We start from the raw sequence: 25,539 nt of genomic DNA on the forward strand, positions 1-25,539 counted from the left end.
ATCACCTGTTTTAAATCTGAATAACTATGAATGTTGTACTTTTTCTTCTATCGGACTGACAGCTTTTAATTGAACCGCAATAATGGCTGCGATAATGGCTTTAATACAATCTCCAGGCAGAAATGCAGTAGCTCCGACAAGTCCAGCCCAAACCGAGGTATGCGTAATAAGGGCCATCACTGGAGCACCAATTAAACTAATAAGCACAACGCCGAACACAAAATTAATGATGACTACTTTCCACGTTCTTAACGTTGACCATACCTTTTCAGTCATATATCCGATACAAAATACAGCGATTGGCCAGCTTAAGAAGTATCCGACAGTTGGTCCTGCAAAAACGGAAAGACCTCCCCGTCCACCAGATAATAAAGGTAAACCTAGTGCGACTAATACGATAAATAAAATTACGCTTAGCGTACCTGTTTTCTTTCCTAAAAAGCATCCTGCAAGTATAACACCTAAGGTTTGTGTAGTGATCGGTACTGGAATAAAGCCAAGTGGAATTGGTGGAATCATGCCTAATACACCTATTAATGCAGCGAATAACGCAGCGAATACCATTTCTTTTGTTTTCACACTGATACCTCCGTTGATATGGAAAAATAATAAACTTACAAAGAGTCGACATCTATGTAATGAATAAATCATAGCTTGATAGACTTCTATTGTAAACCATAAATTTAAATTTAGGTTAACAATTTGAACGCTACAAAAAAAGGCTGAGCCTTCGCATGAACGAACTCAACCTTTTCTCGACTCAATTATTTATGACAAAATCCCTTTGGCAGCATGACGTGGATGTGCATTTACGTGCAATTGATAACTTGCCGTATGGGAGAAGCTACTTATTTATTGACCACTACAAACAAGAAAAATTAATGCTGTGAATTAACTAAATAAAGATCAGGTTGGCCCTTGAACAAGGCTACCTGATCTTTATTTTTACAACAAACTTTTCCGCAGTCCTTTCAAATCCAATCCATCCGTCGCAAACGCTTGCCGAACTAACTCTGGAGCAACGAATTCATCGTATTTCCCAAGGTAGGGCGCTTCATCTGGCACTAATAGACTTTCTTCATTACTTTGATTGCATTCGCTCATGATTTCATGAATTAAGGTCTGGGCGTCACTTTTACCGGATACGATCATATAATAAGGCTCCATCGGAATAACCGTTCTTAAGGCTAGCCGTTCTGACAGCTTATGCTTCAATAAACGCTCCAATGTTCGGAATTGTTTACTGCCCACCCATGGTAATACAAAAAGCGAGTCCCCACCCGCGGGTAAAACGATCTGCCTGGCTAATCCGGTTTCTCTGGCAAGACGTCGAGCTCTTTCCAGCCGATTAACGGCTTGCGGAGACAGATAAGGGTAAATGGTATGCTCGCTTAGCACCTCTCTCATCTTTTTCACTACTGAGGTATGAATATCTCCTCCTGAACCAATCCAAAGCGTGTCCACTTTTCCTATGGCAGGCTTCACATACACCGCCTTATGCTTCGCATCTACTTCTACCACCTTCCAGAGCTTCCCGGCAAGTGTAAAGCAGTAACCTGGAGGTGGGACGGTTGTGATCGAGCCAATCTCTTCAGAACCATTGTATACTGAATGCTCTTCATCATCCTTAAACACGGCATAGAAGCGGAAATTGTTTATGATTTTCTCCCCGGTCAGGCCGACGATCAATGCCTTTTCTTCTGTCCACTGAATATGGTCAGTCTGAATGAGATAGTTCAGAAAGACTTTGTACTGATCCGGGCTTACTTGATTAAATGAAGGCAGCGACAACACCGATCTGGCGAGATCATCCGGCTCTGCCTCCCCTATGCTTTTTAATATACTCATCGTCTGATGATACATGGTTCCTATGGGCATTTGCCGAACGTCCACAGGCTCGACCCATTTGGTCTGAATGTACAATTCAATGACAGCGATCGCTCGAAGCAAGGTCCAAGGCATTCTGGCGGGAAGTGGAGCTTCTTCGTCCTCCGTCTCCTCAATGACGAAGAGCATTTCGGACGCCGTATCCTCACGTCTGCCGGAACGCCCCATTCTTTGAACAAAGCTCGACGCGCTGTATGGCGCACCAAGCTGGACAACTCTTTCAAGCTCACCCAGATCAATACCAAGCTCCAATGTGAGTGTCGCTGCGGCTACTGCTGGACCTGACCCGCTTTTCAGCGCGTTCTCAGCCTCTTCTCTCAGCATCGCCGAAATACTTCCATGATGCACATAATAGACATCCGGTTGATGTCGTTTTGCTGCGACTCTCCTCATCTCCAAGGTGACCAGCTCCGCATCAGAACGGCTATTGGTAAAGATCAGAGCTTTCTTCAAATGCGTGCTATCGTAAATATACTCATTGTATGCTTTTCGAGCGTTCTGCAAATGTTCTGCTTGTTCCTCATCACGTGCGTCGGGTAAAGAAAAATGATCTACACGCAGACGAAGCTTGCGCCCTCCTGGTGAAGTAGCTACCTCAACCTGTTGTGGGCTGCCAGCGCCCAGCCATGCCTTTGCTGACTCATAATCGCTAAGCGTTGCCGATAGCCCGATGCGTCGCGGCTTAGCTCCAGTCATTACTTCGATCCGTGCAATCTGGCTTAACACTTGAATGCCTCGATCCACCCCCATAAAAGCGTGAACCTCATCGATAATGATATATCGCAAGTCTTTAAATAAAGCCGGAATCGCATTTGGCCGATTCATAAGAAGCCCTTCAAGAGATTCAGGTGTGATTTGCAGTAAACCGGAAGGATTTCTCACCAGTTTGCTTTTTTCAGTCTGAGACACATCTCCATGCCAATGCCACACCGGAATACGAGATTCCTTAAGCAAATCCTTCAGCCTTTCAAATTGGTCATTGATTAACGCTTTTAGAGGCCCGATATACAATATCCCAACTGAGCTAGAGGGCCGTTCATACAGCTCGGTTAAGGCAGGAAAAAAAGCAGCCTCCGTTTTTCCCGAAGCCGTTCCAGAAGCAATTAACAGGTGATGAGGAGTTTCAAAACATACCCGGCACGCTTCAACCTGAACCGCCCGCAAAGTATCCCATTTCCGCTTGTAAATAAACTCCTGAATAAAGGGTGCTAGTCTATAGAACGGATTCGTACTCATAATTCAAACTCCGTCAAAAAATCATCCACTTCATCGCGATTGGCTTCCTCAGGTATACTAACTTGCTCACCTACAAGCTGTTCAAAGGATGCCTCCGGATTTTGATGCAATGTATGCAGAATGTCCATAAAATCACGAATCACTTCACGTGGTGTAAGCAGCTGTTCCGCACCTAATCTACCAACCGCTGTCTCCATAAAATAGATCATGTTCTGATTGCTGATCGAAGGCGTATAGCCAAAATGCTGGGCATGTATTTGAACAAGCTTTTGCAGTAAAATCAAAATTTCCTCATTGGAGAGCATTTCGAGCTTCAGGATAGGTCCTGTATAGTTCACATAACCATTTCCGGCAAACCGTCCTTCAATCAGACGCGAACGAAGGGCTTCGTAGCTAAACAGCCCCCTTCTCTCATCTTCGACAAATTGGGGGGTTCCGCCAACAAAGATACCTAGATGCTCTGCTTTTCCTTGCATAGTATCGTTAAACATCGTGAGCAGCTTTTCATAGTTGCTCTGGCGGGAAATACTGTTCGTGATTTTGTACAAATTAACGGCTTCATCGATAAAAATTAGCAAACCTTTATAGCCAATTCGTGCTGTGAACTCTGACCATAGCTTCATGTAGTCATACCAGTTCTCATCATCGATGATCACACCGACATTCAATTCTTTTTTTGCCTCTGTTTTGGTAGGAAATTCCCCGCGTAACCACCGAAGAGCAGCCTGCTTTTGATCGTCATCGGCGAGCTTATATCCATTCCAGTAAAGGGCTAATACCTTCGCAAAATCAAAGCCATGAACCATATTCTGCATTTCTGCTGTAACCGTAAAAATTCGCTGCTCCACCTCAACGTTTAAAGCAGGATCATTGGGGCGCAACACCTGCTCTTTCATAACCTCTTGCTGTAAGGCCGCATACCATTTTTGCAAAATCGATTCCAGAGCCCCTCCGTCAGGACGAGTCTTTGTAGACAAGTGTGTCATGAGTTCCCGATAAGTTGCCAGCCCCTGTCCTTTAGTACCGACCAGTCTGCGTTCAGGAGACAAATCCGCATCTGCAACTACAAAATCCCGATCCATCGCATAGTTGCGAATCGTCTGAAGCAAGAAGCTTTTACCGCTTCCATAACGACCAACGATGAATTTAAACGCAGCTCCGCCCTCTGCAATATTGTCCATATCTCTTAAAATAGACTCTACTTCCACTCTGCGCCCAACCGCGATATGCTCCAGACCCACGCGAGGTACAACACCGGCAGTCAGTGAGTTGACAAGCGCTGTTGTGAGCCGCTTTGGTATTTTCACTTCATTCATGAGGACCATCCTTTCAGATTCTCAAAATAATCCGTATATTCTTCAGCGATACGATCCCCGTCAATAACAAGGTCACCGATCGTTTCCATTGCAAGGCTGTTAATGTCATCGATTATGAGCTCCGGCATCGTACCATATGTTTCAGCCACACGCTCTAGCTGAACAGTCGCAGAAGCGCTAATCATGGCACATAATGCCTCCAGCTGACATGGACTAAGCAAACTTGCGAACTGCGACCATTCCTCGTCCAGTTTGGAGGTATCCCAAACGATTTCGGCAGATTCACACTTCTGAGGGTCTATTTCAGGTTTTTCGAACTCCTCTTCTTCACTTGCATTCAACTGAGAAGCATCCTGCGTTTTGGTCGTATCCGCAGCCTTTTCCGGTTCCTCTTCAATGGTAAGCATACTTCGCACATAATCGGTATCCTGCTGCAGCACAGCCAATTTGTCTTCATCTATTGTGATAACAGGCTCAGAAGCTACCTTCTGTGCGAACTCCTTCTCCAGATATCGCTCAATCAAATGCTCAATTTCTTGCTCAAGGGATACACCCCTTAACCGCCCTTTAAAGCCTCTTAAATCCCTTAACTTATTCTCGGTGAATCTAATAATTTGAGTGATATATTCCCTAAGTGGAGCAATGCTTCGAATCGGTATTGTCTTAATAGTAATTGTTCTTCCATATAAAGTATTATCATAAACCGCACTGTGATAAAGGTAGCGTTCGGTGATTTGTTCTTGACCTGGCGGGAATTTTTCGATCAGCTTCATTCCACATGTTTTTTGCAGATATGCATCCACCATGACGACAATACGCGGAAGATACAAATCTAAATCGAGCTTACCGCTCTCCTGATAAAATTTGCTGCGACGAAGATCGTAGTCACTTAATGTTAAAAGAAGGTCCAAATATATCCGGGATGGCTGGTCTCTAAAAATTCTGAGTAGCTCCATATCCATTATTTCTCCTGAACATGTACCGCCAGATCGAGCAAGTATTTCAATTAAAGGCACTTCTAAAGAGTGGACTAACACAAAGTCAGAAATCCACTCCTTTAAATAACCATTCAATTGAGGATAATTACCGCCGTAAGCCTTCGATATCTTGTCCAACAGCTCATAACCGATCTTTGGATCACTCCACCCAATACCATTAATAAGCTCATATACATATATAAAAATATAGGACAGATCCGTCTTCGGATATCGTTCACTTCGTACCTCGGACCGCCAATAAAAATACCACTTCTGCTGTGAAGCAGTCATATGCTCATAAGTGGGCCAATAGCTCATAAACGGTACAAAAGGCACAGACTCACCTTGTTCATTGACACATCTACGGGCCTCCTGAACAAAATGATGCTCGCGACTAGTAAATGGAACGGGGACCTCTAGTTTTGTAGCGGGGCTTGAGTCGGTAATTTTTCTCGGAGGTATGCTAATCCCTGGCTCCTCTACATACAAGTCTATCTCCGTGAAATTAATGGATCTTGAATGGTACTCCATGCTTTTATCATTCCTCATAGAATAAGGTTCGGTCGATTATTTATCCTATAGTATATCACAATCATTGCATATCTTACCGTTCTAAAAGACTGGCGCGGATCTGTTCGGTTTGATATAATTCAATGAGGAAATTAGAAGCATAAAATTTAAAACGATTCAGCCTGGAGGAGCCTGTCACCAAGGAATTGCTATGTCGCATTGACATCATATTCCCTTGGTAACAGGCTTTTTTGTATCTAATTTTCTTATTTTTGCATAATAAACGGCAATAGGATGGTGATTGATTTGTTGATTTTGGAGCTGGCTATTATTTTGCTTGCCTCGAAATTAGCCGGAGACCTGAGCGTAAGATTACGTCAGCCCGCGGTTCTAGGAAAATTGTTAATTGGTATTCTTCTTGGCCCGGCAGTTTTGGGTGTCATCAAGGGAACCGATATTCTCGAGGAAATTAGTCAAATTGGTGTAATTTTGCTCATGTTCATTGCTGGGCTGGAAACAGATGTAGATGAGTTTAAACGTACAGGAAAAGCCTCCTCTTACGTTGGTATTGCGGGAATTGTACTTCCGTTCGGGATGGGTTATTTAACGGGGATGCTGCTGGGTATGCCAGTTTTTGAAGCTATTTTCCTTGGACTTCTATTATCTGCCACAAGTGTGAGTATCTCAGTACAGGCATTAAAGGAAATGGGCAAGCTCAAATCCAGAGAAGGTACAACCATACTGGGTGCTGCGGTTATTGACGACGTTCTAGTAATCATTATTCTTGCTTTTGTCATGAGCTTCGTTGGCGGTGATGTAAATCTAGGGATGATTTTAGTAAAAAAGGTAGCATTTTTTGCGGTCGCACTGCTTGCAGGCTGGAAAATCGTTCCTTGGGTGCTCCGAAAGTTCGCCCCGCTTCGCGTTTCAGAAACGGTAATCTCTGCAGCGTTAATCATTTGCTTCCTGTTTGCATACATGGCTGAGTATGCTGGGGTGGCAGCCATTATCGGCGCCTATCTGGCAGGAGTTGCAATTAGTATGACTGATTACAAGCATGAGGTAACCGAAAAAATCGAAACGATAGGTTATGCTGTTTTTGTCCCTGTTTTCTTTACTACAATCGGGATAAAAGTCGATTTCACAGGCATATCGTCCCAGTTAGCATTAATCGCAGGACTTAGTGTCCTTGCTGTTGCCACCAAGCTGCTCGGTTCTGCCTTTGGTGCTAGGGTTGCCGGCTTCGGATGGCGCAGCGCGTTAGGAATCGGTGCGGCAATGGTATCGCGAGGAGAGGTCGCCTTGATTATAGCTGCAATCGGTCAGGAAGCCGAATTGCTCACCCAAGACATGTTCGCTGTGATTGTAATTGTTGTCCTGATCACTACAATCGTCACTCCTCCAATGATGAAGCTGTTTTTTGCTGAAAAAAAAGAGAGTCGCAGTTAAAGCGCCTCTCTTTTTTAGCTAAATTATTAACTGAAATGTGCATTTATTAGCAGCAATTGTGTATGAGCTACTTCCTGACCATTGACCAGCAAAACAATTTTGTGCTGTCCAGGATAATGACGACGTGTTGTCAGATCAGCCCAGCGATGGGTTCTTGATGCCTGTAAATGTGAACCCCCATCCACCGTTTTATCTGATAATAGAAACTTTTTGCGCGACACTTTGCCGCTAGATTTCACGAAGTCGATTCCATATTCGATCCGAATACGAACAGGCTCCCCTTCTCGTACATAAATTTCATACTGAAGCTCAGAGCTATCCCCGATTTGAACTTGGATGGGATTAACTGCTATGGTTGCTTTTTGCGTAAGAGCCGACCCATCCTTAGTGTCAGCGTATCCAAACAATTTCATCACTTCAGGCTCCGCTGAACGGATCAAAGTTCGGCATGCATGACGAACGATCCAATCTGTGTGAGGATGTTTACCCATCCAGCGTTGAGCGATATCGATCACAATATTGGGGTGGTCTTTGGCAATGTCGTTCAGGTTATTTGCTACGCTTTTTCGAACATACAGTGAAGAATCCTCTTTCAATAACTCCAATACTAACAAAATAGGCGCAGGATCTTGTTTAAACATCGTTAATGCTTGCCCCCATGGCAAACGAGGACGACATCCTTCACTTGCAAGACGTCTTATGTGCTCATTTGAGCTCTCAGCCCAACGAAGCATTTGCTTCATCATCCGCTCAGGATCATGAATAATAAAAGGTCTTACCGCAAACTCAGCAGAGGAATGCTGCGTAAATGTTTCCAATGCTCTCATAGATAGCTCCCAATGCTGATCATCTTGCCCAAATACCTCAACAAAGTCAGGTAATATCAAATAAGGGAATCCAGAGCAGGAATTGTGAACCACTAACAATATCTCAATAGCTTCTTCATACTTAACAGGCAAGCATTCCTTTAGCGAACAAGTAATTTTCCGAATCCGTCCTTTAAGCTCAAGTTCTTGCCATCCGTCAGCAAATACCTTCTGTACAAAATCTTCTATGCTGAACGATGGATACACCGCTTTTATTGTCCGTCCGAATTGTTCTAGAAAGTCTTGACTATACATGTTTTTCAGTGGTTCTGCCATTTATTGATCTCCTTCTCTCCGGTTCTATGTACCAATATTATTCCAGATATCCTCTAGTAAAAGCAATGGAAGTAGTATGCTTCACAATAATTAATATGATTAATAAATCTATATTGATAATAGTATTACGGACTGTTTACCTTACGAACGCAAAGTAATTAACATGATTAATTCATCACGTTAATTATTTTAGAGTCTTTATATTCTTGTATCTGAGGATAAGCAATTCCATACAATATGACCACTATTCCGAACCATTGTAACCAGGTTACTTGCTCATGAAGGACGATAACTGAAGCAGTAACTGCTACAGGAAATTCACCCGCGCTAAGAATGCTAGCCAGCCCGGAATTTATTTTGGGTGCACCCAGGGCAAACAGCAGTACAGGTAACACTGCTCCAAATATGCCTAGAACTAAACCATACAACCATAATCCATCATCCAGGGAAACCGTAAATACTTTTTGGGGTGTGAACATGATAAGAAGCAGTAATAAGCTGCCTGTTGTTACCAAAAAGCTGCGTGTAAGCAAAGGGATTTCAGTTTCGACTCTTCCGCTGAAAAATATAAAAAGGGCCATCATAAGCGCCGAACCCAAACCAAACAATACTCCTGCAAGATCAAGGTGCAAATCACTACCTCCGATAACACCGCCTGCAAGAATCGTTCCTACTAATAATATGATGACAGACCACAAAGTGGCTCTGGAAGGCCGTTTTCTGGTCACAATGGTTTCGATCACTACACCGATCCAAGTAAATTGAAAGAGCAGCACTACTGCTATAGAAGCCGGAAGACTTTGTAAGGAGAGATAATAAAAATATCCAGTTAAACAGGTACACGCACCCACACCAGCAAGACGCATGAACTGCTTAAAGCTCACTTTATGTCTGGAGAAAATCAGCATTAAAATCAACATGATCGTCCATCCAAACCCATACTGCCCCGCCATTACCTCATGCAGCACAAATCCTTCATTGTAGGCAATTTTTACGATAGTCGATAAAATACCAAACGAACACGCCCCTAAAAATACGTAAAGAGAGTTTTTCAAAAGCTGCAACAAGATATACTACCTCCTAAAATAATAAAACCACTTCATTGTTTTGGATTCCAGAAAACAATAAAGTGGTTGTGTTTAATATTTCATATTTATTTTTTACGAAAAGTATATCATAAATCTATAATAGTGTGCAGTACTAATACATGCCATAACAATTTCAATTCCTGAAGCACTTCCTTATAGGTTCTCCGATCATGTGCTCTAATTATGAACTGTCAGCTATGATACTAAATCAAGTTGTTCTTGTAGATGAAATTATTAGCAAAAAAATAAAAGGAGCTTAAATGCTCCTTCATTTTTATGATCAGAACAATATTTCTCTTTTATTCACCTTAACACCGGATAATGATTGATCGAACATATCGAGAATAAACAGAAACCTTTCAGCTTCTCGAAAAACATGATCTGCCAGCAACGGATGAATAATGCTTTTTATTCGGCATTCCTCGATTAAATCCCGGGCTGTTTTCTTGAAATCTCGTAGTGATTTTACGGATACCCGATTCTCATCAACAAATTGACTTAACAATGGAACCGTTTGTGATTGCGGACGCATAGAGCTTAAATCAACCGCTTGAAACATTAAGGTATCAAACTCATTGCTAAACTCCCTTGCTTGTTCAACCAGCTTCCGCTCAGACGGATCAAGCAGATGACTTATGAACTTTGCATGATCCGCCATAATTTTAAGAAAAAATACATTTTCATCGATAATCGCATCAGGTAAAGGTTCGAGTCTTCCTGTATTAAGCTCCTCCAGCCGATTTCTGAAGTAATTAGCTTCTCTGCTTACGTGATCTACCAATAAGGGGAAATTATTTTGACCTGGAAGCTTACATGTTAGTATCAGACCCAATACCTTTCTCTTGAACGCCCAAATTCGAGTGACAGCTGTATGTACTTCTGTATTAAAATCTCGGATCGTTTGAGGATCGGTATTGCTTGGATAAGCATGGGCTCTTCTTTCGATGTCTTCAAAAATCGCTTGAAATTCGAGTGCCTCTTTGATCAATTGTGTATCCTCACACCTAAAACCTAGTCTAAGAAATAAAGAATGCTCTTTCATAATACGTGACCAAAAACGAATTTCGTCTAGTGAACGGGTTACAAATTCATCTGACAATCTAATCCCTCCACCCTATACTTTAGAAACAACAAACAGATTATTACCAAAATATATGGCGTTTGCTTGTTCCAATATGCTCAATTCATATTGCAGGATTGCCACTATTCATATAAATTTACCGCTTAAAAAAATAAAACCACTGTTATTGTTTTGGATTCCCAAAAAACAATAACAGTGGTTTGCTCAATAATTTGAATCTACTTTTTTACCCGAGCCCATTCCGTGAACCTGCTCCCTCATCCGACAATGTACCTCCTCTCCTGCATTTGAAGTCTTGTCAGAAATTTCGTAATCCAAAAATTGTTCATTTCAATATACTCCGGATGCTCCAGTACCTCCTGAGGAGACTGAACATACGCAGCAGGTGTCATCTCTGCCGCACCTGCTTTAATATAGCCCTGTACAAGCTCCGGTGTATTTTCCAGATGGAATTGAAAGCCAAATACATGTTCATGATACATAAATGCTTGATGATGACAGCACTCACTTTCAGCCAATACCTTAACCTCTGCCGGAAGAACGCTGAACGTATCGTAATGCCACTGGAATACGACAGAGCTTCTCGGAAAAAATGAAAACAAGGGGTGTTCACTAGCCAGACTGTTCCACCTGATCGGGAACCACCCAATCTCAGGCTGCTGCGCTCTTGTTACCTTGCCACCAAGACAATCCGCAATCAATTGAGCACCGAGACAAAAACCGATCACTATTTTACCGGAAGAGATTGCCTCGCCAATAAACATCTTCTCCTCCTTTAACCATGGGTAACGATCCTCTTCATAAATGTTCATGGGTCCCCCCATAACCACCAGCCAATCGATGCTGTTGAGCGAGGGAAGTGATTCCTGGTTATAGAATCGGGTATGCGTAATCACGTGGCCATTTTCTTCAGCCCAGGATAAAATATGACCAGGATGCTCCAGCTCGATATGCTGTAAATAATGAAGTCGCATTTTCTCCCCCCTTATTCCAAAATTAATTTCATTGCAATGCTAACTACCCAACCTGCTGCTTGATAACCTGCGAATGTGCCGCGCGTACCTCTTCAATTCTGGACTTATCGAACAAATTCCTGATCTCCTCACACATACGAAGAACACGATGGGCATCCTTCGGCTCAGGTGTTCCGTGAAAATAATCGTCAAGTGAGCAAATACCAAAAATAAAATCAAGAGAACGGATTTCCTTGCTCAATTGTGCCGGAATAGTTACTGCGCTTTCCACGGCATTCATAAGGCAAATATAATTATGGTTCATAGGTGGAGCATCATATAAATAACACATTGCAACAAGATAACGTTCGAGAGCGACGCAGGCAACATTAAATACCAGGCTATAGCGTTGTCCAATTTGTTGAAACTGCTCTGCTCTCCTGTGATAAGCAGCTGCATCCCGATAATTCTCCTCAAAGCTGTCCACATCCGTTTCTATCGCCAGCATATATTTCCTGTCCCTCCTCTTTAGTAAAATGCAATATCTATAAACCTGCTGCTACCACATATTCAATATCCATTCTTTATTTTTTTTGTATTCCATATCCGTAAATAGTGTATTGGCCATTTCCTCAGCCAGCCATATAGCACCTGCATATCCAACGACAGGATGTCTGTACAAACCTGCCCGATCATAGGTTGGGAAGCCTACCCGAACCATCGGCACGTTATTGTCAATGGAGATAAATCGTCCCTTGGAATGACCGAGAATGAGATCAAGCTCAACCTCCTTGTTTTTGATTCTACTTTCCAGCTCCATTAAATCAGCGTTAAGAACAATTTTCATGTCGTAATCTACATTGCTCTCTAACGCTTTGATTCTTGGATCATTCTTGTATGAAGAATTGTCATCACCCAATAGCAAAAGTACAGGCTTCATTTCCAGATCCAGACAAAATTCTGCTAGCCCGATTACGAGATCAGGATGTCCGTAAATAGCTACTTTTTTATCCGCCAGAAACATGTGAGTAACATCTGTCAATGCATCTAGAGCAATACCGCGCTCACGAACAAGTGATTCAGGAATAGGTTTGCCTGTCAATTTCTTGACATTTTGCAAAAAGGTATCCGTGTTACGGATGCCAATTGGCGTTGGCCCTATAATAGTAGGAATATCAAATTCAGCTTTAAGATATTTGGCTGCTTTTCCTCCTTCATAACGGTTTAGAGCGATCGTTCCTATTGCATTGGCTGTGCCGGTCAGATCCTCAATTGTCGTGCTGCCGTGGGACTCACCGCTTTTATCAGGCATTATTGGGGAATCAAAGGATTCTATTTCGAACAAAACGGTAGAGTCCACCTGCATTTCAGCTAATAGATGCTTCAGCGCAGTTACATCTCCGGGATTTACCCAACCAGTGATCAGGTTAAGCTTGCCGTTTGGCTCACCTTTTTTTGCAAAATAGGTTACGAAGGACTCCACCGCAACGTCATACCCGGTTACATGGCTGCCTACAAAGCTAGGAGAATGAATGGCAACAAGATGGACTTCGCGATCAGCGTACTTTTCCTGCAAAAGTCCTCGATTGAGCTTATTAATAACACCGTCAACGTCATCTCCAATAACCTCGGTTGAGCATGTTGTAATGATCGGAACTACTTTCACATCGGGGTAGCGCATGAGAAGCACATCCACCGCCGTTTCCACACGATCCAAAGCGCCAAATACTGCGCCGTCTTCATGAACCGAGGATGAAGCGAGTAAAAAATTATCTTTAAAATGCTGAGAGAACCATAGTCGAACAAACATTACGCAGCCCTGTCCTCCGTGAACGATGCCTATGCAATCTTTAATGCCAATGCTGGCAAACTGCGCTCCCGCAGGCTGACACGTAAAAATCGGATTAATAACTCCAGCTCGTTCCTTTAGTTGAACATCGCAAGTCATCGTTTTTCCTCCTTTCTTGTCCTATGGCATCAATATTGCTGAACAGTCAATTCCTCATTTAGCGATCCGCTTATTGTTACAAAATCAATCCGTTCTTTAAGCCCCTGCATAACTCTCTTGATTTCATTCGTATTAAGCGACGATATCCAATCAAATTTGCTTTTGTAGGCGTCTGCCAAGCAAACGGCATCCACCCAATAACATCTGTCCGCTGGCGATTCCTTCTCTACAGGTTCACCGCACAAAATTTGCATCGTTTTCGTCAAAATTCCTTCATTTTGCTTTTCTCTATCCCAAGCACGGGAGTGAAATTGCCACAAGCATTTTTTCATAATATAATTTTCCAACTGTGCTACTCGAGCTTTCAGTAGATCTTCACCCATTTCCTACTCCTCCTTATCTACTCCTAATGTAATCACACATCGGCAAGCTGCTTTTCCATATACGGGTAAGTTTTTTCTCTCAGCTTGGATACTGAGTCATATCCTCCGGTATATTCCCGAAGATCAGTCGAATTTCTAACTTCATCGCTTAAATTTACATCAGAAATCATTTTTGCAGTAGCAAACCCCTTGTCTGTCGGAATTTCATCCTTGCTAATATCAAGCGCAGAGAGTTGGTGAATCGGCGAGTAAATCGCATTGTAAATATCACGAGCAAACCTTACCCAGCCTTCATAGCCTTTGTATGGTCCATTATGATAAGCATGTGCATTCAGATACGGCACCCGAACCTTTTTTGCCACCTCACCTGGACGTTTACCAGTAAAGATGACATCCGGCTTTAGCTTTTCCATCGCCTCCAAGCCTTCAAGCTCATTTGGATCATCGATCGCAAGCGCCCCCTCTTCACAGCGAGCAATGCCCTTCTCCATATCACCCTGATGACCAAATTTTGTATATACGGATACGACTTCGACACCCATTTCTTCATGTATAACATTTGCCCAGTGCCATAGCTTTGAACCACCCGGCCATAGACACACCTTTTTGCCCTTCAGACGTTCCTTGTACCAATCCAGTTCAGGCTTCCAACGAGCAGTCTCTTCGTCGATGATGGCCTGCGCGCGGTCTTCTATACCGAAGAATAGACCGATCTTTCGTAATGATGCCGATAAAGGCTCAAAACCAAAACCATCAATATCCAGTCGCGGAATTCCATATCTGACACGAAGCTCATTACAAATGTATTCAGCAGATCGCGCACATTCCAGCACATTGAGATGAGCACGATGCATTCCTCTAAGATCATCATAGGAACCGTTGCCTGTGAAGGTGGATAACACCTGAATACCCATTCGTTTAAAATAGTCCTGCATCACTTCTTGATCACCCTGAATGTTGTATTCTCCGACATAGTTGATCACATAATCGCTCGTTATTTTCGGCTCTACCGTTCCAACCTTTTGATTGATCCAGGCAATGTTGATTTTATGATGGCCGCCTGATTGGCTAGGCCCTGCAAACCCCGGCGAGTTACAGACGAAAATGTCCACTTCTGGCATTTCATCCATCACTTCCTGGGCTACTGCGTTAATGTCATCGCCAATCAGCGCTGACGCACAGGTCTGGTAAATAGTCATCCTTTTAATATTTGGAAAAGCCTTGAACGCTTCAACAATATTTTGTTTGAGCAATTTTTCTGCTCCAAAGATGATATGCTTTTCCTTCATATCTGTCGCAAACGTATTTTTAATTTGAAAATTGTCGTTGTCACTGATATAACGTTTGGTCTGCCAGGTATCATAAGTGCATCCTACCGGTCCGTGGCTAATATGAATAACGTCCTTCATCGGTGTGCCGATAACATGCTTGGCTCCGCAGTATGCACAACCCCGTTCCGAGATCGTTCCCGGAATTGTATTCAAGTAACCGAGGGGAAGAGCACAAGATAAATCCTCGCCAGGACCTTTCATGACAGCATGCTTTTCTCTTTCAGGAATGCACTCACTGCATTTAAACTTATGGTACGGCATCTCTCATCCCTCCTTAATCGACAATACCGTATTTGGCAACCATCGCTTCCAATTCATCCATATTGAGCGGAGTTGGAATGACGAACATTTCATTCTCGATAATCTTACGGGCTAACTCTCCATATTCGTGTGCTTGCTCATGCTCGGGATCAAATTCAATAACTGTTTTTTTGTTAAACTCGGCCTTTTGAACAATGTTGTTTCGAGGCATAAAATGGATCATTTGCGTTCCGATCGCAGCAGTGAACTCCTCTAAAAAATCACGCTCCTTATCCACGTTCCGGCTGTTGCAAATGATCCCTCCGAGACGAACGCCACTTTGCTTCGCGTATTTCACAAGTCCTTTGCAGATGTTATTCGCCGCATAGATCGCCATCATTTCTCCAGAAGCTACAATGTACACCTCTTGTGCCTTTCCATCACGGATTGGCATCGCAAAACCGCCACATACTACGTCGCCAAGTACGTCAAAAAATACAAAATCCAGATCATCCGTATACGCACCATTACTCTCCATCAGATCTATCGCCGTTATTACACCCCGTCCCGCACAGCCTACCCCTGGTTCAGGGCCCCCCGACTCAACACAGCGAATATCCAGATAACCCGACTTTACAACCTTTTCAGTCGTGATATTTTCTGCACCATCATCACGAAGCATATCCATCAGCGTCTTTTGATTCATTCCACCAAGAATCATTCGAGTAGAATCTGCTTTCGGATCACAACCGTGAATAAAAACCTTTTGACTGTGATAATACGCCATAGCCGCCGCTGTGTTTTGTTGAGTCGTAGATTTACCAATTCCACCTTTGCCGTAAATTGCAATTTTTCTCGTCATTTCTCCACACTCCTTTTTTGTTTTGTTTAAAGGTCTTTGAAGTTGTTAAAATCATAACAAATTGGCTAAGTCTGTCAATGATATAAACAAACAATGAGTTGTAATCATCACATAATCGTTCGGAATTAGATGATTGTAATCGCTTTATTTACGCTCATTCAACTCATATATCACATTAAAAGCAAACTTTAGATTCATTCAAGCTCGTAAAAGCGTATACATTATTGTTAAATCATTATTTGTGTAATGTTTATGTTATAGTTTATTACACAAAATACGAATATGTTGTTAAAAACTGTTATTTTATTGAAAATAACATGATAATGGAGGTAAAATAACATAAAACAAGAGAATCCATTCTTTCTTTTGCCAGTCCACCCCTGATCCAGGATTCTTTCCGTTAACTTTATTGCCAAAGGAGCGAAGATGATTATGAGCAGCTATGCGAGTGTCGACAAGGAAGCTTGTATCGCCTGCGGGTCCTGCAATGCCGCAGCCCCTGACATTTTTGATTTTGATACGGATGGAATCGCTGAGGTTATCTACGAAGGCGATAACAATCGGGGAATTACAATGATTAAGCAGGAAATGCAGGATGATCTTCAAGATGCAATCGAGAGTTGTCCGACCAATTGCATCAAACTGGCCCAAGTTCCATTTTCATGAGAAATAATTCATATCATTAACTGATTGGAGTCAAAAAGCCGTCTCTCAGGCATGCAATTTGCCCTTGAGTACGGCTTTTTAAAGCTTGATTTGTTATAGGCTAGAATACATCCGTTTTGTTCATTACATTTCCAAAATGATTAAGTCGATTGGCTGTACCGCGATATCCTACGGACACATTAATCGGTGAGCCAAAACGATTAAACACAGGGAAACCTAAGGGAATATAAGGAATATTATGTTTTCTCGCTGCTGCTTCTCCATAACCATTACTCACCCATAAATCGCTTCCCATCACAGCCATCTTCTCTAAATCATGCAAATCTCCAACCCGAACAACGCCAGGAATACAAGCCTCCGTCTGAGAAGGAGCAGAAATAACGGATTGAAAAGATTTCATCCCCATTTCGGAGAGGCATTGATATAGGGACACCAGATGATCAGGCTCTAACGAAGCAACCATTGTTTTTCCTCGAAACAAAGAGCGTGTGTCCAACATACAATCCAGTAACAACTGTCGCTCCCAACGATATTTAATATGCCCCTCACTCTGACTGAACTGCCGAAGAAACAAAATAAACTCATCCGATTCCTGCAAGCCTGTCACACCATTAAACATGATGTAAGGAATTTTCATTTCTTCATACAATAATCTGCCACAAAACTCCATTGATTTTCCGATGACGATGGTATATGCCGAGTTAATCATTTCTTTTAAATAATCAAGTGGTACCCCTCCCCTAGACAAGGTAGTGTATCCGGTCATCAAATGTCCTGTAAGAGAGGAAGAAAGGTCTGGAAGTACAATAACCTCAATCCCGAAAGAAGCGATAATCTCTTTCAGTTCCATGACATCCCCTGGCGTCAAATGTGAACTCGGCAGCAGATTAATACGGTTTCGTCTAAGCTTGCGTTTTCCTTTACCCGTCATTTCAATTATTTTCATCATTACAGCATGCGCTGTCCTCGCATATCCAGATTCCAATGAACCTTCATCATCGGGAAGTTGCATACCTAGCAGTAACCTGTTACTGAATATTTTTTTGTAACAATCACCAACAACATCAATAAGCTGCGCTTCTCCCATAACTTCTGACAATGCAGTCTCTATAACGACCATCACATCCGGACTGTGCTTGCTCATCACCATTTGAACGATCTCACGATAACGTTCTCCGTCATCAATTATCCCGTTTTCCGCTTGTTTTGGAATGTGTTCTATGGGAATGGGCTCTCGATAATGACGAGATAATACTGTTTGTATCGCTCCTATACATCCTTGGGCACTGTGCAAAACGGGAATTGAACGATATATTCCTTGTAACGCTATGATTCCTCCGTAGACTTGACCGGAATGCATTAGATTGTTAGCTAATGGTTGATATAGAGTTTCATTAACATTCTCCATAGCTATCTACCTCCCATGGAGATACACGGCAGATTATCTTCCAGATCGGCTGCTCCAGCGTATCCAGCAAATCCTTGGCAAAGCGCCTAACCCCCTCATAACCAACATAAATTCTATGTTGGCTTTCATCGACATCTAAAAACGGTATTTTTTCTTTAAGAGGCACATACGAATTGCGCCTGCTTACAATCATCAGCTCTGCTTTTCGCTCCCGATATAGAGTCAAAATCTTATTTTCATCACTGTGATCGATAAGAACCGTCTTTTCCTTCATCCTTTCCTTAATCCGCGAAATATCCTCCTGTGCGTTTTGATTCGTACCAATAGCAACAATTTTCATCCCAAGCTCATACAGCATAGAGATAAAGGTCCAGCTTTCAATGCCATCAGTAAACAATACGATCTTCTTTCCTTTTAATGATTTATATGATCGCGAAATATCTTTACGCAGCAGTACCTCCTCTCTGCGCATATATCGAACAATTCGTTTGTCCAGCTCAGGATTTTGAAAGAAAAAGGCAATTTGCATTAAAGAAAACCGGATTTCCCTTGATCCATAAAAAGATCCTTCAAAATAAGGAATCCCATAGGATTCCCTCATTTTTCGCACCAAGGTAAGCATCGATCTGCTACTTATCAGCATATTCAGCTTCACGTGGTGAGCCGTGCGCAGTTCATCGAAAGTACATTCTCCGCCAATACGAGATAAGACACGAACTCCTATTTTAGACAGAATAGCTTCAATTTGATCTCCTTCTCTGGAAAACGAATCGCCTCCGATTAAATTCATATCAAATAAAGTGAGTTTCAGAGGTTCCTTCGTTGCCGTACCTACTACTTTTTCAAATAACGCTTCTCCTGCTTGTCTGCATCCCATGTTAGCTCCTGTGTTAGAGCCCGAATTGTAAATAGGGACGGCTGGGACAGTGCATATTTCTTCCGCTTTTTCACATGTGGCCTTTAGATCATCTGTAGCAATAGCGTTTATACAAGGCGTATATACAAAAATACAAGAAGGCTTGAAATGCTCAGCTATATAACATATAGCATTTTGTAATATATTTTTATCGTTTAGGACAATATCTGTGTATTTATATCCCATGGAAAATATGAGAGGAAATTGCTGGAGTTCTGTTAACTTGCTCTCTAGGATCCTCCAGCTATTCTGAACACATTCCGGATTTCCATATACCAAATGAGCAGCATCTGAGACAGGCAGCAAAACGGATTGAGAGCCTTGTAATGCGCAGCTTTTTACCAGATCACCTATTGTCGGGTTGAGACAACCTTTTTTAACCAGACAGTTGTGTTCGCAATCAGGCTCAATGAACAAGTTAGGGATTCCATCAGGCATCACAGCCCCTCCTTCTTCCTTCCTATAAATTTAACCCTGCGAACTTGCCGTCTTTATCTGGATTACGAAAAGTAATTTAAATACCGCACACTCTCGATTAACTGTTCATGGATAGCTCCCTTTCGGATTAATGGTATGATGCCATTCTGCTGCAGTATCTCAGAGGGAACCTTTCCTATTCCGGAAGACAGCAGCATTTGACAGTCTATCAAAACTTTTAATGTTTCGGACATAGGTGAGTCGCAATTTCTGGAGCTATTGCAATATGCTTGAACTTTGCGCACTCCAACCAGACGACAATCTTGATTCCTCACATCATATATGCTGATTGATTACATTTGAGCCTCTTGTAGCAACTGCTACACGAATGGAACCAGCCCAATACGGCTTCCATTTCCAAACCTCCATTCCAAATATATTTATTTATATCTGAATATAACAAAAATGAATGATAGATAATATAACATTCATTTTGTTTTTATTTATTTTATATTACATAATACGGAAATACAATTCAATGTTATAGGTTATATGTACTCATATTGTCATCAAATATGTTATGAATTTTACCCTATATCTAACATCAAGCGCTACCAAAAGCATTTTTACATGGCTTTCTTAACCCATTTGCCCACACTAAATAAGAGGCCGTCCCAAAAGTTATCTAAGATAACTTTGAGGGACGCTCTCTTTAGCAGTAGAAAGGCAAGATATCAGGAATAGCATGCAAAAACAACGAATGAAAATAAGATTTCCAAATTTCCAAATTGCGCTTTAGCAAAATAGTACAGCTAGCTTATTCGTGAGAAGTCAGAGGATTGCAGATCGAACACAGTAGAGGAAAAAATCTCCTTTATTTTCGAAAATGGGATGATCTTAAAGGAAATAGAGGAAGTATTTTCCTTTATCCTTACTGAAATTGCCCTAAAATGCGAAAAATCAGCGTTTAGCACCAAAATAGAGGAATTAAGTTCCTTTATTTTATGATCTTGAGCGAATCCTGATGGAATAGGGGAACTTTTTTCCTTTATTGCTACCGAAGTGCTGAGATAGGCTAAAAACGCCCAACTGTAGCTTTTGGGACAGCCCCTTGATCAACGTATTGAGCCCATTAAAGTTCCTTTTTTTGTTGCGCCTTAAGTGTACGAATTACTTTTTCTGAACCCAGCAGCATGGCGAAAATAAATACCAAGGCAGCGATTGGGAACAGTTTGATGGTTGTATTGGAAGCAATGAGACCAAAAACAGGCGGTAAAAACGTGGTTCCCGTATACGCAGCAGCCATTTGGTAACCCATTAGCTTGGCAGACTGCTCCTTACCAAACCGAGCCGGTGTCTCGTGAAGCAAACCAGGGAATATCGGCGCAAGTCCCAAACCAATCAGAATGAAGCCAGTCAGAGTCAGTACGTTTGGTAAAGGAAGTAATAGAATGATTCCACCTGCTAATGCAGTCAGTTGCCCAATTAAAATCAAATGACGATTACTTACCTTCATCGTTATAAATCCGCTCATGAATCTTCCCAACGTAATTCCACCATAATAAAGCGATACCCAACTTGCAGCTGTCTCTGCCGAGATATTTCTTGCTCCAACCAAATAACTGGCTCCCCATAAGCCTACTGTAGCTTCAACACCGCAATAAAATAAAAAGGCCACAAGTGTAAACTTTACACCCTTGATTTTGATGGGATGCTTTTGAGCAGCAGAGGATTTTTGCGATTTAATGTCATTATGTTGCTTTTCCTCAACGTGAGCTGCTTCTGATGATATGGATAAGCTTTTAGAAGCCTGCTGTCTTTCGGCAACTCGCTTCCATAAAGGAAGTGTAATGAATAACACAACAACAAGCCCGAACTGAATCATCGCCACCGCCCAGTATCCTTGTCTCCATGAATTATCATCTGCAATATGATAAGACATAATAATCGGCCCCAGCATTGCCCCAACACCCCAAAAGCTGTGCAACCAGCTCATATGGTGAGCTTTATAATGAGAGGCCACATAATGGTTGAGAGCTGAATCCACTGCACCTGCCCCTAATCCTAGCGGAACTGCCAATACTGCAAACCATAATAAAGATGGTGCAACTGAAAAACCGAGAAGAGCCCCCGCGGTCATCAAACAGCTGATCAGTGTAACTTGACCTGTGCCCAGCTTTTGAATGATGCTCCCGCTAACAAGACTGGATACAATGGTTCCTCCTGCAATAATCATAGATATAATACCTGCTGACCCAAAGGAGGCGCCAATTTCAGGCTGCATAATTGGCCAGGCCACCCCTAACAATGAATCAGGCAGCCCCAAGCTAATAAAAGAAAGATAAATAACAATTAGAAATAACGTAGCCATGATCTCATCATCCATCCAATCTACATAAGTAGTGAGTTTATTTTCAATACTTTTAATTACCGTTTTAATAAGTGGATTATATTTGTTGCCTTATTAGATGTCAATAGGATTTAAAAATTAGCCCCAAAACATACTAATGTAATTGTTAATCCATTGGATGCTTGTTAGTATAGTACCAGTATAACGAGAGCCTATAAACTTAAGGGGGATCAGTAATGAATCCGAATATTCACAAGACATGAAGTTGAGCGATGGTGAAGGTCTTACGGATGAGCATGAAAATATTGAAGTATACGGAGAGTAAATATTATGAACCTCATCCCTTCTGAATGGAGAACAGAACGCTGTATTGTCTAATCGCTCGATGAACATATTGCAGACTCGCTTCAAGTCTATGATTGAGCTTGTTGCTGAATTATAATTTCTAAAAAAAGTAGTGAACCGATGTCTAACTTAGAGCATCCGGCTCACTACTTTTTTCAAATAGCTTTATTTCCCCTATATTACAACCCCAGCTTCTGCCCCTTCTCCAAGCGCAAAATCTGCTTCTCCCCATCATCAGCCAAATCACGGAATTGATTGATCGTATCCCGCATTTTTGGCAGAGCTTCCTGCTTGTAAGTGCTGATCGAATCCAGAGCCGATAATACATCGGTGAAGGCTTGTTTCAATGTGTCAACGGATACACTTGCTTCAAGCGCTTGCTTTTGGATCGCAGCTCCCTGATCTTTCAACATTCTGGACGTTCCAGCGATCAGTTCGTTCGTAGTTTGATTCAATAGTTCGATCTTCTTCAAGACAATCTTCTGATTGTACAGGGCACTAGCTACAGTTACGGAAATCTTTAGCGCAGAAATGGTAACATTTTTTGCTCGATCCACTCCGCGAATGAGTTCCTTATTGTTTCTTATTACGACTTCAATTGCCATGATTCCCTGTTGGTTAACCACTAACATTTGCTGTAAATCCATCACCCGTTGACGGAGTGGAAACAACACTTCTTCGGTAATAAAACGAATTTTATCCGGGTCTTCGTTGCGCAGCTTTGCCCCCTCAATTTGCGATTCGATAGATTCATCCATTAATGAACCTAGTTGAATTTCCTTTTGAAGCTTTTTAGTCAAATCACGGAGTGATTGCTGTTCGATCTCCAGTGTCGTATTGTCGTTCTTGAGCGTCGTCTTCCCCTTATCTAATGAAACAACAATGTCCGCAATTACTGCATCAGCTTTTTGATACTTTAGGAAGTAAGCACGTAGTGGATTGAACAACTTGCCGAGAAAACCTGTTTTAGCAAAATCTATTACGCTAGGGTCCAAATCCTTAAGTTGAATATGCAGTTCACTCAGACCCTTGGCCACTTGCCCTCCCTCATCTCCTGTCTTTGAGAGATTTCCTACAGAAACCTGAAGCAACGTATTTTTGGATGAGGATGATTTCATTGTATTAAGACCAAATGCATCTATGGATTGCAGGATTTCTTTCCTTTTCTCAAGTGACTCAACATCAAGCTCCATGATCGCTGCCACATTAGAATCTGCTAACTCTTTAAGCTTTGCCACTTCTTCAGGTACTGGCTTATCCTCTTGTTCAATCGCTTTTTTAATTTCTTCCGGACTTACAACTTCCATTGAAAATGACATATTACTCCTCCTTATTAGAGTTACATTTGAACGTTAAATAGGTTACCTATCTTGTAGACAACATCATCTGTATCTGCGTTAATACTAGCTGCCTCATTGATACTCGAAATACTTTGAAGCGCCTTAATATTCGCGTTATAGCCGATCGTGTAGATTGGAATCTTATAGGTTTCGATTAGCTCCTTGATGTCCTTAAGAGAATTTCCTTCATTTGTCTCACCGTCACTCAGAACGAAAATAATCGGCTTAAAATTCGGGTTTACAGCGAGCTCATCCTGAAGCATTTTCATTGCAACAACAATTCCATCAAAAGTAGCCGTACCCCCAGAAGCTTGTAGACTTTCCACTGCACCTACAAACATAGACTGATGATTGATATCGTATTTTCCGATAGGCAAATTAATGGAGACATCACTTGAATAAGAGACAAGGCCGATGCTATTATCTTTGCCAAGATATTGCTGACCCTTCAGTAGAGACTCCTTCAAACGATTCAGTGGTTCTCCTGCCATACTGCCAGACACATCCGTCACAAATACTGCTGCAATAGGCTTGTTACTATTCTTTTTCTCTTTCCAGAGCTTCTGGGCGGAGGATAATAGTCCACCTTCAACTGCTGCAAGCTCGGACTTATAATCCTCAAGACCATTAAAACCTATTTCCTGCGCTGATTTTTGATACTTATTCTGAGCGACAAATTCAGCAAACTTGTTAAGAATGTCAATCTTCTCTTGTGGAAGGTCACCTAACCCATACAATGGACTATCATGCCTTACTCCAAATGGAGTAAATACATAGCCACTCTTCAAGTCGGATGCATTAACATACGTTTGGTACTCTAGTACAAATCCATCGAGCATACCCGATTTCGCAGCATCACGCATTTGAATCGTTGTAGATGCAGTAAATGGTACATTGGTTTGGAATGTCTCAAAACCTTGTACAGCTTGATCACCCAAAATATTTGAGCTATCAAAAGTGTTAAGTGCTGTTACTAGAAAATTCAATCCTGTGGAGCTGGCAAATGGATCTGTATATCCAAAGGAGAACTCATTATTTGCTATAGCTTCGGTAACCGTCTTAACGTTAATAGCTCCGTACTTATCGACTAGTTCATCATATTTAGATTTGGTGATGACGATACCAGGTACATTTCCTACCAGACGTTTAGATATGAGCTGCGTCTTTACACCACTTGCTTTAACCATTTCACCCCACAGCTCATTTGAAGGTGTATAAGCGTCAGGGACATACTTCCCGGATTTAATATAATCCGCAGCCGTACCTGAAGCGATGTTGCGAATCCTGACTGCAGCAGGCTTACCGTTCACTTCAATTTTTGAATTGTTAAACTCGTTTGCAACCTCTGTTAACCAGCCGTCAACACCGCTACCCGATTTTTCTGTAGAGGAAAAGATCTCTACATTATTGTCATTTGTGCTATCCACGACTACAGGGAATTTGGAAATATCCGGCAAAGAGTCGCCTACGTCTACTGGAGTGAGGTCTATTTGACCTTTTACAGGCTCCTCAGTCGTAACAGAAATTTTGGAGTAAAGCTTGTTTAATTGCTTACCTGCATCCTCTGTTGTCACCTGTGATTTCGATTTCCCTAAATTGGATGTTAAATTAACTCCAATGTATACAAGGCCAAAAACTAATATCACAAGAAGAACTGATATAAGGAAAAATCCGCCCTTTTTTTTCATTCCCTC

General features: G+C 42.0%; 21 protein-coding genes. 2 read left to right on the forward strand and 19 right to left on the reverse strand.

Annotated elements, in window-relative coordinates; all coding sequences use genetic code 11:
* Positions 1 to 24: 24 nt before the first annotated feature.
* The 4 genes from BLS49_RS00370 to BLS49_RS00385 all read right to left on the reverse strand — a co-directional run bounded on the left by BLS49_RS00370 (position 25) and on the right by BLS49_RS00385 (position 5,947).
* Positions 25 to 579 (reverse strand): biotin transporter BioY, encoded by a 555-nt coding sequence (locus tag BLS49_RS00370; RefSeq protein ID WP_091225767.1) that lies wholly within the window; start codon positions 577 to 579, stop codon positions 25 to 27.
* Between the two features lie 366 nt (positions 580 to 945).
* Positions 946 to 3,123: a DEAD/DEAH box helicase gene (locus BLS49_RS00375; protein ID WP_091225769.1), complete on the reverse strand. Its 2,178-nt coding sequence runs from the start codon at positions 3,121 to 3,123 to the stop codon at positions 946 to 948.
* A complete protein-coding gene (locus BLS49_RS00380) occupies positions 3,120 to 4,439 on the reverse strand; it encodes an ATP-binding protein (protein WP_091225771.1) in 1,320 nt (439 codons plus the stop codon). Before BLS49_RS00380 ends, BLS49_RS00375 begins: the two co-directional genes overlap by 4 nt.
* The gene (locus BLS49_RS00385) at positions 4,436 to 5,947 is read right to left on the reverse strand and encodes a TerB N-terminal domain-containing protein (protein ID WP_175471253.1); all 1,512 of its coding nucleotides are present in this window, start codon (positions 5,945 to 5,947) and stop codon (positions 4,436 to 4,438) included. Before BLS49_RS00385 ends, BLS49_RS00380 begins: the two co-directional genes overlap by 4 nt.
* Before the next feature lie 285 nt (positions 5,948 to 6,232).
* Here BLS49_RS00385 and BLS49_RS00390 point away from each other — a divergent pair, with 285 nt between their 5' ends.
* Positions 6,233 to 7,375 carry a cation:proton antiporter gene (locus BLS49_RS00390; RefSeq protein ID WP_091225773.1) on the forward strand — a complete coding sequence of 381 codons (1,143 nt, stop codon included), beginning with the start codon at positions 6,233 to 6,235 and terminating at the stop codon, positions 7,373 to 7,375.
* A gap of 26 nt (positions 7,376 to 7,401) precedes the next feature.
* Here the strand turns inward: BLS49_RS00390 and BLS49_RS00395 are convergent, their stop codons facing one another.
* From BLS49_RS00395 to nifH, 9 genes are all read right to left on the reverse strand, one after another.
* Entirely contained in the window at positions 7,402 to 8,517 is a 1,116-nt protein-coding gene (locus BLS49_RS00395) for a DNA alkylation repair protein (RefSeq protein ID WP_091225775.1), read from the reverse strand.
* Positions 8,518 to 8,684: 167 nt separating this feature from the next.
* Entirely contained in the window at positions 8,685 to 9,584 is a 900-nt protein-coding gene (locus tag BLS49_RS00400; RefSeq protein WP_245742218.1) for an EamA family transporter, read from the reverse strand.
* A 301-nt stretch (positions 9,585 to 9,885) separates the two neighbouring features.
* On the reverse strand, positions 9,886 to 10,704 hold the full coding sequence (locus BLS49_RS00405) for a DUF2935 domain-containing protein (RefSeq protein WP_091225776.1): 819 nt from the start codon (positions 10,702 to 10,704) through the stop codon (positions 9,886 to 9,888).
* Positions 10,705 to 10,943: 239 nt separating this feature from the next.
* A complete protein-coding gene (locus tag BLS49_RS00410; protein WP_091225778.1) occupies positions 10,944 to 11,660 on the reverse strand; it encodes a type 1 glutamine amidotransferase in 717 nt (238 codons plus the stop codon).
* A 43-nt stretch (positions 11,661 to 11,703) separates the two neighbouring features.
* Positions 11,704 to 12,147 (reverse strand): hypothetical protein, encoded by a 444-nt coding sequence (locus BLS49_RS00415; RefSeq protein WP_091225779.1) that lies wholly within the window; start codon positions 12,145 to 12,147, stop codon positions 11,704 to 11,706.
* 51 nt (positions 12,148 to 12,198) lie between these two features.
* Positions 12,199 to 13,587, reverse strand: coding sequence for a Fe-only nitrogenase subunit beta (gene anfK, locus BLS49_RS00420; RefSeq protein ID WP_091225781.1), 1,389 nt, complete (start codon positions 13,585 to 13,587; stop codon positions 12,199 to 12,201).
* A gap of 29 nt (positions 13,588 to 13,616) precedes the next feature.
* The gene (gene anfG, locus BLS49_RS00425; RefSeq protein WP_091225782.1) at positions 13,617 to 13,970 is read right to left on the reverse strand and encodes a Fe-only nitrogenase subunit delta; all 354 of its coding nucleotides are present in this window, start codon (positions 13,968 to 13,970) and stop codon (positions 13,617 to 13,619) included.
* Positions 13,971 to 14,002: 32 nt separating this feature from the next.
* Entirely contained in the window at positions 14,003 to 15,562 is a 1,560-nt protein-coding gene (gene anfD / locus BLS49_RS00430) for a nitrogenase iron-iron protein, alpha chain (protein ID WP_091225784.1), read from the reverse strand.
* A 13-nt stretch (positions 15,563 to 15,575) separates the two neighbouring features.
* Positions 15,576 to 16,403 (reverse strand): nitrogenase iron protein, encoded by an 828-nt coding sequence (gene nifH / locus BLS49_RS00435; protein WP_091225785.1) that lies wholly within the window; start codon positions 16,401 to 16,403, stop codon positions 15,576 to 15,578.
* Between the two features lie 432 nt (positions 16,404 to 16,835).
* Between nifH and BLS49_RS00440 the strand changes: the two genes are divergently transcribed.
* Positions 16,836 to 17,069 (forward strand): ferredoxin, encoded by a 234-nt coding sequence (locus tag BLS49_RS00440; protein ID WP_091225787.1) that lies wholly within the window; start codon positions 16,836 to 16,838, stop codon positions 17,067 to 17,069.
* A 100-nt stretch (positions 17,070 to 17,169) separates the two neighbouring features.
* On the opposite strand, the gene BLS49_RS00445 is transcribed toward BLS49_RS00440, so the two are convergent.
* The 6 genes from BLS49_RS00445 to BLS49_RS00470 form a co-directional block, all read right to left on the reverse strand.
* Entirely contained in the window at positions 17,170 to 18,477 is a 1,308-nt protein-coding gene (locus BLS49_RS00445) for a nitrogenase component 1 (RefSeq protein ID WP_091225788.1), read from the reverse strand.
* Positions 18,464 to 19,831, reverse strand: a complete 1,368-nt coding sequence (locus BLS49_RS00450; RefSeq protein WP_091225791.1) for a nitrogenase component 1 — start codon at positions 19,829 to 19,831, stop codon at positions 18,464 to 18,466. The genes BLS49_RS00445 and BLS49_RS00450 overlap by 14 nt, the downstream gene beginning before the upstream one ends.
* Before the next feature lie 62 nt (positions 19,832 to 19,893).
* The gene (locus tag BLS49_RS25670) at positions 19,894 to 20,145 is read right to left on the reverse strand and encodes a NifB/NifX family molybdenum-iron cluster-binding protein (RefSeq protein WP_175471254.1); all 252 of its coding nucleotides are present in this window, start codon (positions 20,143 to 20,145) and stop codon (positions 19,894 to 19,896) included.
* 797 nt (positions 20,146 to 20,942) lie between these two features.
* On the reverse strand, positions 20,943 to 22,181 hold the full coding sequence (locus BLS49_RS00460) for an MFS transporter (protein ID WP_175471255.1): 1,239 nt from the start codon (positions 22,179 to 22,181) through the stop codon (positions 20,943 to 20,945).
* Positions 22,182 to 22,684: 503 nt separating this feature from the next.
* Positions 22,685 to 23,824 (reverse strand): toxic anion resistance protein, encoded by a 1,140-nt coding sequence (locus tag BLS49_RS00465; RefSeq protein WP_091225793.1) that lies wholly within the window; start codon positions 23,822 to 23,824, stop codon positions 22,685 to 22,687.
* Positions 23,825 to 23,844: 20 nt separating this feature from the next.
* Entirely contained in the window at positions 23,845 to 25,533 is a 1,689-nt protein-coding gene (locus BLS49_RS00470; protein WP_091225795.1) for a vWA domain-containing protein, read from the reverse strand.
* Positions 25,534 to 25,539 lie beyond the last annotated feature (6 nt).

This window comes from Fontibacillus panacisegetis (assembly GCF_900102215.1).
Classification (GTDB): Bacteria; Bacillota; Bacilli; order Paenibacillales; family Paenibacillaceae; genus Fontibacillus; species Fontibacillus panacisegetis.

Bases quoted from the DNA above. Each gene is read 5' to 3' on its own strand.
- BLS49_RS00375 (WP_091225769.1), bottom strand. From the start codon at position 3,123: ATGAGTACGAATCCGTTCTATAGACTAGCACCCTTTATTCAGGAGTTT.
- BLS49_RS00380 (WP_091225771.1), bottom strand. From the start codon at position 4,439: ATGAATGAAGTGAAAATACCAAAGCGGCTCACAACAGCGCTTGTCAAC.
- BLS49_RS00385 (WP_175471253.1), bottom strand. From the start codon at position 5,947: ATGGAGTACCATTCAAGATCCATTAATTTCACGGAGATAGACTTGTAT.
- BLS49_RS00395 (WP_091225775.1), bottom strand. From the start codon at position 8,517: ATGGCAGAACCACTGAAAAACATGTATAGTCAAGACTTTCTAGAACAA.
- BLS49_RS00410 (WP_091225778.1), bottom strand. From the start codon at position 11,660: ATGCGACTTCATTATTTACAGCATATCGAGCTGGAGCATCCTGGTCAT.
- BLS49_RS00415 (WP_091225779.1), bottom strand. From the start codon at position 12,147: ATGCTGGCGATAGAAACGGATGTGGACAGCTTTGAGGAGAATTATCGG.
- anfK (WP_091225781.1), bottom strand. From the start codon at position 13,587: ATGACTTGCGATGTTCAACTAAAGGAACGAGCTGGAGTTATTAATCCG.
- anfG (WP_091225782.1), bottom strand. From the start codon at position 13,970: ATGGGTGAAGATCTACTGAAAGCTCGAGTAGCACAGTTGGAAAATTAT.
- anfD (WP_091225784.1), bottom strand. From the start codon at position 15,562: ATGCCGTACCATAAGTTTAAATGCAGTGAGTGCATTCCTGAAAGAGAA.
- nifH (WP_091225785.1), bottom strand. From the start codon at position 16,403: ATGACGAGAAAAATTGCAATTTACGGCAAAGGTGGAATTGGTAAATCT.
- BLS49_RS00440 (WP_091225787.1), top strand. From the start codon at position 16,836: ATGAGCAGCTATGCGAGTGTCGACAAGGAAGCTTGTATCGCCTGCGGG.
- BLS49_RS00445 (WP_091225788.1), bottom strand. From the start codon at position 18,477: ATGGAGAATGTTAATGAAACTCTATATCAACCATTAGCTAACAATCTA.
- BLS49_RS00450 (WP_091225791.1), bottom strand. From the start codon at position 19,831: ATGCCTGATGGAATCCCTAACTTGTTCATTGAGCCTGATTGCGAACAC.
- BLS49_RS00460 (WP_175471255.1), bottom strand. From the start codon at position 22,181: ATGGCTACGTTATTTCTAATTGTTATTTATCTTTCTTTTATTAGCTTG.
- BLS49_RS00465 (WP_091225793.1), bottom strand. From the start codon at position 23,824: ATGTCATTTTCAATGGAAGTTGTAAGTCCGGAAGAAATTAAAAAAGCG.
- BLS49_RS00470 (WP_091225795.1), bottom strand. From the start codon at position 25,533: ATGAAAAAAAAGGGCGGATTTTTCCTTATATCAGTTCTTCTTGTGATA.